Annotated in this window: 7 protein-coding genes and 1 pseudogene; 4 read left to right on the forward strand and 4 right to left on the reverse strand. The window is 58.5% G+C overall.

The features are described from left to right. Both G3436_RS06715 and G3436_RS06720 read left to right on the forward strand, forming a co-directional pair. The coding region (locus tag G3436_RS06715) for a methyl-accepting chemotaxis protein (RefSeq protein ID WP_163942730.1) at positions 1-102 on the forward strand (102 nt) is incomplete at its 5' end. A gap of 49 nt (positions 103-151) precedes the next feature. After that, a pseudogene (locus tag G3436_RS06720) lies at positions 152-1783 on the forward strand (AMP-binding protein). 646 nt (positions 1784-2429) lie between these two features. On the opposite strand, the gene G3436_RS06725 reads toward G3436_RS06720, so the two are convergent. Further along, positions 2430-3374 carry a LysR family transcriptional regulator gene (locus G3436_RS06725; protein WP_163942733.1) on the reverse strand — a complete coding sequence of 315 codons (945 nt, stop codon included), beginning with the start codon at positions 3372-3374 and terminating at the stop codon, positions 2430-2432. Between the two features lie 97 nt (positions 3375-3471). Between G3436_RS06725 and G3436_RS06730 the strand changes: the two genes are divergently transcribed. Then, a complete protein-coding gene (locus tag G3436_RS06730; RefSeq protein ID WP_163942735.1) occupies positions 3472-4470 on the forward strand; it encodes a cyclase family protein in 999 nt (332 codons plus the stop codon). A gap of 90 nt (positions 4471-4560) precedes the next feature. Here the strand turns inward: G3436_RS06730 and G3436_RS06735 are convergent, their stop codons facing one another. From G3436_RS06735 to G3436_RS06745, 3 genes are all read right to left on the reverse strand, one after another. Beyond that, positions 4561-6984, reverse strand: coding sequence for a TonB-dependent siderophore receptor (locus G3436_RS06735; RefSeq protein WP_163942737.1), 2424 nt, complete (start codon positions 6982-6984; stop codon positions 4561-4563). A gap of 117 nt (positions 6985-7101) precedes the next feature. Beyond that, positions 7102-7956, reverse strand: coding sequence for a FecR family protein (locus G3436_RS06740; RefSeq protein ID WP_163942751.1), 855 nt, complete (start codon positions 7954-7956; stop codon positions 7102-7104). Further along, positions 7953-8462, reverse strand: coding sequence for an RNA polymerase sigma factor (locus G3436_RS06745; protein ID WP_163942754.1), 510 nt, complete (start codon positions 8460-8462; stop codon positions 7953-7955). The genes G3436_RS06740 and G3436_RS06745 overlap by 4 nt, the downstream gene beginning before the upstream one ends. Before the next feature lie 56 nt (positions 8463-8518). On the opposite strand from G3436_RS06745, the gene G3436_RS27395 reads away from it, so the two are divergent. Continuing rightward, a partial coding sequence (locus G3436_RS27395) for a hypothetical protein (protein ID WP_243667041.1) occupies positions 8519-8700 on the forward strand: 182 nt, incomplete at its 3' end.

The following is an 8700-nucleotide window of genomic DNA, read 5'->3' on the forward strand; positions in this document are numbered from 1 at the left end:
GAAGCCGGGCGCGGCTTTGCGGTGGTGGCCGACGAGGTGCGCAAGCTGGCCACGCGCACGAGTCAGGCAACCCAACAAGCGGCGCAGATGATCGACAGATAACCAGTGCCAGCGCGGCGTAAAAAATCCAACAATAACAATCAGGTACCTTATGCGCGATTACGACTCAGCAGTGACATCCTTCGACTACCTGAAATTGGCCGCTCAAGACCTGCACGGCGATCTGGCGGCCATGAACGCCTGCATCGAGTGCTGCGACCGCCACGCCGACGGCGACGCCGTGGCGTTGTACTGTGAAACCCACGATGGCCGCGCCACCCAGCACACCTTCAGCGATCTGCTGATCCAGGTCTCGCGATTTGGCAACTTCCTGTGCAGCCAGGGCGTCAAGCCAGGAGACCGCGTCGCCGGCCTGATGCCGCGCACGGCTGAACTGTTGATTGCCATCCTCGGCACCTGGCGCATCGGCGCGGTCTATCAGCCCTTGTTCACGGCCTTTGGCCCCAAGGCCATCGAACAACGCCTGAGTTGTTCCAAGGCACGCTGGCTGATCACAGATCCGCACAACCGCTCTAAGCTCGACGAGATTGCCGACTGCCGAACATCATCGTCGTCGGCGCTGACCGGCTGGACCTGGACGACTACGATTTCTGGGACGTGCTGGCCCAGCAGAAGGCCGACTGCCGCCTGCGCTGCTCGACGCCAATGCGCCGTTTCTGCTGATGTGCACCTCCGGCACCACCGGCCCAGCCAAGCCGCTGGAGGTGCCATTGCGCGCCATCCTTGCGTTCAAAAGCTATATGCGCGATGCCATCGAGTTGCGCAACGATGACCGCTTCTGGAACCTCGCCGACCCCGGCTGGGCCTATGGTCTCTACTACGCCGTCACCGGCCCGCTCGCCTGCGGCCAGGCCACGCTGTTCTACGACGGCCCGTTCTCGGTCGAAAGCACCAGCCGCCTGATTAGCAATACGCCATCAGCAACCTCGCCGGATCCCCCACTGCGTACCGCTTGCTAATTGCTGCCGGCGCCGAGTTTGCCGATGCCGTGCGCGGCAAACTGCGCGCGGTCAGCAGTGCTGGCGAGCCGCTCAACCCGCAGGTTATCCGCTGGTTTGCCGAGCAGCTCGGCGTGGTCATTCACGATCATTACGGCCAGACCGAAGTCGGCATGGTGCTGTGCAATCACCACGGCCTCAGCCACCCAATCCACGAAGGTTCAGCCGGCTATGCCGTGCCTGGTTGCCGCATCGTGGTGCTGGATGAACTGCGCCGGGAGTTGCCACCCGGTCAGCCGGGCGTACTCGCGGTCGACCGCAAGCGCTCGCCGCTGTGCTGGTTTGGCGGCTACTACGGCATGCCGACCAAGGCCTTTGTCGACCACTATTACTTGAGTGGCGATATCGTTGAGCTGAACGAAGACGCAAGCATCAGTTTCGTCGGCCGCAACGACGACGTGATCACCACCTCCGGTTATCGCGTCGGCCCGTTCGATGTCGAAAGCGCGCTGATCGAACACCCGGCTGTCATCGAAGCCGCCGTCATAGGCAAACCCGACCCGCAGCGCACCGAGTTGATCAAGGCGTTTGTGGTACTGCACGGCAATTACCCGCCGAGCGCCGAGTTGGCTGAAGTCCTGCGTCTGCACGTGCGCCAGCACCTTGCCGCGCACGCTTACCCGCGTGAGATCGAGTTCGTCGAGCAATTGCCAAAGACCCCGAGCGGCAAGTTGCAGCGGTTTATTCTGCGTAACCAGGAAGTTGCCAAAATCGCAGGTGGTTGATAGCTCACGCAGACCAGTCAACGACTTTCTCGGTCATACCGTACTTTGGATTTCTGAGGGAGATCGATGTGTCAGTGCCTGCCGATATGCCAACTCATCTAATCATGGACAACTACACGACTCACAAAACTGACAAGGGGAAGGCTTGCGCCACTGGAAATAGCCAGTCACGCTACCACTCTAGCGGCAGGGGCGCATTTGAATTTCGTGCGCGCAGCTAGATGAACGAACGTTCATGATTGCAGTAGTCAACTTGGTGTGCTCATGACGCCCGACTAATCATGAAAATTCGCCAGGAGCCGGTTCGGCATTTTCGGCAGACCAGAGAGCGTATCCTTAACCAGTTTCGTGAAAACATTACTGACAGCTCGTCGGAAATTGGATGGATATATCCGATCAAATACTCATCCACACCAGTTATTATTGACGGCAGGTGGGGTGTACACTTCGCAGTACAACGTAGAAGTGTACATAGACGAAAAACCATTTAAATCATATGACTAGGCTATTGTTCGAGTCGCCCTCGGGCACCGAATGCAAAAATAAACCGACTGATGAAGTCGGTTTATTTTTGCCTGCGATTTGCCCCTGAACCTGATGCGCCAAGGCTGACAACCCATCGCGCGCAACCGATCTCGCAACAGCCTCATGCGCCACCCAGCCCAGCAGTGCAAGAGGCTGCTGTGGGCGTGTTCATCAGCGGCAGTGTTTCCAGTGCATCGGCCAGGAAGTCGACAAACACCCGTACTTTCTGCGGCATATGCCTCTGGCTCGTGTAAAGCGCATAGATAGAGCGCCGAGGCATCGACTGCCCGCAGAGCACCTGCAGCAACTGGCCGCTGTCGAGCAAAGGCTGGGCGATGAACGAGGGTAAAGCACCGATACCCAGGCCAGCCAGCAACATATCGCTAAGCATCAGGCTGTTATCCACCGCAAGGCGCACAGGCAGCTCCAGACGGCTGATACCTTGCGGGCCTTGCAGGTGCCAACTGTCGGGGTACTCGGCCAGGCGATACGCCAGGCAGCTGTGTGCGCGCAGATCCTCAACGCGATGGGGAGTGCCTTTGGCCAGCAGATAAGCCGGAGCAGCGCAGATCACCTGCTGAACTTCGCCCAGGCGTCGGGCGATCAGCGAGGAATCGGGCAGACGGCGTCGGATCCTGAGCGAAACATCAAAACCCTCGCTGATTACGTCCAGCAGGCGGTCGTTGAGGGTAAGCTCGACCTTGAGCTCTGGGTAGCGCTGCATGAACGCCACCAAGATCGGCGACAGCACCTTGAGCCCAAACGACAGCGGCGCGTTGACCCGTAAACGGCCGCTGGGTTCGCTGGCGCCGACCTGGGTGGCACGCTCCAGGGCGTCCAGCTCATCAAGCAGGTGGCAACATTCGCTGAAATACGCCTGGCCAGCTTCCGACAGGCTCATACGGCGGGTGGTGCGCAGTAGCAGCAGGCTGCCCAGGCGTTCCTCCAACTGCCGTACCTGCTTGCTCACGGCGGCTGTGGATTGCCCCAGGTCGACGGCGGCAAGGCTGAAGCTGTCGCGCTCAACCACGCGGCGAAAGGTACGCATGGCCACCAACACATCCATATTGTTTCTCCTGGGTTGAATATCATTCAATCAAAGACCTGATTATCCATTAATCCACAACCCATAACATGGCCGCTCCCTTTACTGGAGTCATGACATGTTGTTGAGTTCGTGGATCAAAAACCTCACCGGGCTGGCCGTCTTCTCGATGCTCAGTTGCCTGTGCAGCGCTGATGTGCAGGTCAAGCCCACGGTGGGTATAAGCCCCTGGGGCGAGAAGGATGAGATCGGGCGCCTGAACCTGATGACCCCACAGTCGCAGGCGGCGATTTTGGCCCGGGTCAATGGGGGCCAGGCCTACGACCTGGCGGTGGAGTACTTTGTCGGCATGCCCAGCTGGCAGGCAGCAGGTGATCCGGCTTACCAGATGTGGATGACCCATACTCCCCATGGCAATGTCATCGCAGACCCGATGCAGGTTGGCGATGCTATGAACGAGCACGTCAGCTACAGCGGCTCGGCGGTGTCGATGTACGCCCATACCGGTACTCATATTGACGCCCTCAATCATTTTGGCCTCGACGGCAAGATCTGGAACGGCTTTCGCGCTGACCAGCACCTGGGTGACCGTGGCTGGAACGTCACGGGCGCAGAAAAGCTGCCACCGATCATCGCCCGCGGGGTGATGATCGATGTCGCCGCGGCCAAGGGCCTGGATCAACTGGCTGACAACTACCGCATCACTCGCAGTGATTTACAGCAGGCACTGACCAAGCAGCGAGTTGCGCTGGAGAAGGGTGATGTGGTGCTGATTCGCACCGGGCGTATGCGTGACTATGAGCACGCTCAGGTGTATATGGCCAACCCGCCGGGCCTGAGCCTGGATGCGGCGAAGTTTCTGGTGGAAAGCAGTGGCGCGATGGTGGTCGGTGCCGACAACCTGAGTTTTGAAACCTTCCCCTCCGAGGTCGAGGGCAACTACCTGCCGCTGCACACTTACCTGTTGGCCATGCAGGGCGCACCAATCATTGAGTTGGTGAATCTGGAAGGTTTGTCCCGAGACCAAGTTTACCAATTCGCCTTTGTAGGGGCCTCACTGAAGCTGCGCGGAGCAGATGCGGCGCCGATGCGCCCAATCGCCTTGCCCATCCACTGACGCTGCCTGCCTGATAGCTCGCGCAACATGCAGCGAGCCCGTGAAGCAACAGTTTCACGGGCCCAAGGTTGATGTTTTTCAGACGCTACGCTAGAAGTTGGTGCGCAGCGTAAAGGTCATGTTGCGCGGTGCACCATAGTAGTTTTGCGACTCCACTGGCCCGGTCTGAGCGTAATAGACACGGTCGAAGATGTTTTCCATGTTCATCGCCAGGTTCACGTTTTGGGTGATGTCGTAGGCGATACGCGCGTTATACAGCGCATAACCCGAACCTTCGTGCTTCACGCCGCTGCCCAGCATGTAGGTCCCACTCTGAATACGTGTACCGGCACCCACTTGCCACTTGGCAAACTCGCCGGGCAGTGTGTAGTTGGCCCATACACGCGCAGCATGAGCAGGCATCTGGGTCAGGAAACTGCGCCCCTCCAGGCTCACATCGTCCGGATTTTCCAGATAGCGGCTACGGGTGTAGGTATAGCTGGCACTAAGTTGCAAACCCGTCATGACCCTGCCGTTGACCTCGGCTTCAAACCCTTCCGAACGGACTTTGCCGCCGGCGATGTAACACAGCGTAGTGAATGGACTGTTGCACGGAGATGCATAGGATTTGTCGATCTGTGCCCGACCATTGAAGTTGGTTTGGTAGATCGCAAACGAGGTGTTGAGTGAGCCCTCGTAAAACTCGCCTTTCAGGCCCAGCTCATAGGTTTCCCCAGAGCGTGGGGCCAAAGTGTTGCCGGCATAAGTCATGTAGTCGGTTTGTGGGGAGAAGATTTCAGCGTAACTGCCATACGCCGACCAGTTTTGCGTCAGTTCATACACCAGCCCGTAGAAGGGAACGACCTTGGCATTGGTTTTCTGGCCGGTGAGTTTGGATACGCCGCTTGGTTCGGCAATCTGGTCCTGGCTATAGTCCCACCAACTGACGCGGGCACCGACAATGACATCCAGCGGATCCAGCACGTTCATACGCAAAGACCCGTAGACGCCTTGCTGGTCGAGCGTCGACTTGACGGTACGGTAGCGGTCCAGGCGATCGTATCGCGGGGGGATGAAATCGATGATGTTCGGGATGTTTTGCGTTTCCGTGTACCACTGCGTGTCGTAACGCCCGGAATCGCGCCTGGCGTGAGTGACGTTGCCACCGAGGATCACTTCGTGACGGCGCTCAAACAGTTCAAAGTGGCCATTGAGGTAAGCGTCGGTGTTGTACTGATAGTTGTTTTCCGAACGGCTTTCCGCCCAGTTGTAGCCACCGCCGTGGGTCAGCGGATCAATCAGGCCGCCAGTGTTGCTGTAAATGGTGTCCAGGTTCAGTTTGGTGTAGTTGGTGGTCAGGCTCATCCGCCAATCGTCGTTGAGCTGGTGCTTGGCTTCAAGGAACACCTGAGTGGTTTCCACATCGTTGTAGTCCGATGGCGAGCTCAGGTTGGTCGAGCGCTTCCAGTCAATGTTCGCACCGGTCTTGTAGGCCGGAAGACCGAAGTCCATCACCCCACGATTGTTCACGTTCTGGTAGGAAAAGCCGGCGCTTATCAGCGTTTGAGGCGACAGGTCGAACTCCAGGACGCCATAACTGGAAGAACGCTCGGTCTTGGCGTTGTCATAAAAGTAACCGCGGTCGCCGTAGGAGGTTACCAGGCGGCCACGAACACTCTTGTCTTCATTTAGCGGACCTTGCACGTCGATTTGCTGACGATAGTTGTCCCAGCGCCCCGCAGACGTGGTGGTACTGATGTGGAAGTCTGATGAGGCGCGTTTGCGCACCAGGTTGATGGCACCACCGGGCGAGCCTGCCCCCTGAAACAGGCCGGCTGAGCCCTTGAGCAATTCAACCCGCTCGTAAGGAACCAGGTCAGCCCAGTTCTGCGAAGTAATGCTGTTGCCGTTTGGCAGCGGTATGCCGTTGATCTGGTAGTTGTCGATCTGAAAACCACGCGCATAAGGCTGGTTGTCACCCACCATGTAGCCGTATGTAATCACCCCGGGCAGGCTGTTGTAGACGTCATCCAGGGTCTGGATGTTCTGATCCTTGATACGCTGGGCCGTGAGTACCGAGATGCTCTGCGGAGTATCCTTGAGCGCACGCTCGCTTTTGCCGATGCTCACAGCCCCCGTCGTGTACGAGAGCGTGTCCTCGGTATTGATGCCCAACCCGCCAGCCTGAATGCTGGTTGCACCCAGTTCCAGTGCATCGTTGTTGTCGGGAGCGGCAATCAGATAAGTGCCATCGGCGGTTTTCTGCGCCACCAAGCCAGTGTTGCCGACGATACGCTCCAACGCCTGTTCGACACTGAGCTGCGCGCGCAGCGCCACGGCCTGGCGTCCTTCGGCAGCATCCGTAGCGAACAGGATTCGACTACCGGTCTGTGCCGCCAAGGCGTTGAGCGATTTATCCAACGCCTGGGCCGGGATATCCAGCGAATATACGGTGCTTTTTGCGTGGACGATGCTTGCCAGCAGCAGGCCGCTCGCAAGCAGGCTCAGGCGAAGCAATGACGTGTTCTTACCCATGTTTTCCCCATTTGAACAGTCGATAGAAGCGTTCTTCATGGGGTTGGCGTACAGGTGCAGTCAGATGTTGAGGTCGACCTGGAAATAATTCCCATTTGTGCAACGCGCACTCTTTAATCAGCGAGCTTTACTGAAGCTGACGGTGCCGTCTGCGGCGCGAGCGATGTTCACTGGCAGGATCGACGGCAACAGGCCGACAAGCGCCTCGACCGAGCCGCTGTCAAACTCACCGGAGAGGCGCAGTTCGCCGACCTGCGCATCGGCCAACCGTAGCGGTTTGTGCCGGTAATGCTGAAGGTCCGCAATCACCTCGCGCAAAGGCGTGCCGTCGAAGCGCAACTTGCCCTGACGCCAGGCAGTGAGGGCAGCGACATCGACCGGCATCACCTCGCCCAGTTGCACGGATGACGCTCGCAGTTGCTGGCCGGCGTTCAGTCTCACCGCTGCTGTGCGATGGCTACTGACTTCAACGGCGCCTTCAATGACCCCCACGTCCACGCCGCGCACGTCACTGCGCACATCAAATACAGTGCCTATATCACGCACACTGACGCCTTGGCTGCGCACGATGAAAGGCGTATCGGCATGCACTACGCTGAACAGCGCCTGGCCGTGAATCAGTTCCAATTGACGGCTGCGCAGGCGCGTCTCAATGATCAAGTGACTGCCGGAATTCAACTCGACGCGACTGCCGTCAGCCAGCTGAAGCTGTTCGCGCTGACCTATCGCAACCTGAATGTCTTCGTGCTGCCACGCGGGGTCCAGCAACCAGATGGCACCGCTCAGGGCCAGCACCAGAGTGCCTGCACAAGCCACATTTCTGCGCTTGCGGCGACTCTGGGTCATTGCCTTGCCTTCGGCCAGCAGGGCCTCCCTGGACGGCGTGCGTTCGCGTAATGCCTCGGCAAATGGCTGTAACGGATCGCCCCCCTCAGGACGACGGTCTTTGTCGAATGTGCCCGGGTGACTCATGGTTGCGCCTGCCGTTGCATCAGCCGACGTGCAGGTTCCCAGCGCAGAATGATGGCAGCCATTGCACGGCCGAAATGCTGGGTGACCATGTTCAGGGAAATCTCCAACTCTTCGGCAATTTCACGCTGCGCCATGCCATGGATACGATGCAGCAAAAAGACCTGGCGCTGGCGCGCCGGCAGCGCCTCGATGATTGCCAGCAGGGCGCGCACGTGTTGTTCGAACTCGACTGCCCGCGCACCGTCCCAACTGTCCATCCCCTGTTCGGCTGACAGCTGCGCTTGAACGTACAGGCTACGCGTGCGCTCGGCGCGGATACGATCAACGGCGCGGTTGAAACTCACCTTGCGCAGAAATGCCAAAGGTAGTGCGACTTTTTCCTTGGGCGGCTTTTCGAGAATCTGGATACAGACGTCATGAACAAGATCACGAGCAAAGTGTCTGCCGTTGAAACGAAGCCGGATGTACTCCACCAACGCATCGTAGTGCAGGGTCAGCGCAGTCATCAGCTCTTCATTGGGCGACGTCTTCGACATGGTAATCAAACGGCATTGATGAGAATGTGTCTCACTATATCAACATTTTTGCGACGTTTGCGAGCCGTCCGCTGGTGTTCTTCAAACTCGGTATCTGTCGCGCAGTGAGCTGCTTTGAAAAAACCCGCGACGTTACGTTGCCCCCGTGTTCGGGGCTTGCTATCAAATCAGACAGTGCCTTTCCTGGGCCCGTTCGCCAGCAACGCTG

The organism is Pseudomonas brassicae (assembly GCF_010671725.1).
Classification (GTDB): Bacteria; Pseudomonadota; Gammaproteobacteria; order Pseudomonadales; family Pseudomonadaceae; genus Aquipseudomonas; species Aquipseudomonas brassicae.

Excerpts from the sequence above, each read along its gene's own strand:
- G3436_RS06735 (WP_163942737.1), bottom strand. The coding sequence starts at position 6,984 with ATGGGTAAGAACACGTCATTGCTTCGCCTGAGCCTGCTTGCGAGCGGC.
- G3436_RS06740 (WP_163942751.1), bottom strand. The coding sequence starts at position 7,956 with ATGAGTCACCCGGGCACATTCGACAAAGACCGTCGTCCTGAGGGGGGC.
- G3436_RS06745 (WP_163942754.1), bottom strand. The coding sequence starts at position 8,462 with ATGACTGCGCTGACCCTGCACTACGATGCGTTGGTGGAGTACATCCGG.
- G3436_RS06730 (WP_163942735.1), top strand. The coding sequence starts at position 3,472 with ATGTTGTTGAGTTCGTGGATCAAAAACCTCACCGGGCTGGCCGTCTTC.
- G3436_RS06725 (WP_163942733.1), bottom strand. The coding sequence starts at position 3,374 with ATGGATGTGTTGGTGGCCATGCGTACCTTTCGCCGCGTGGTTGAGCGC.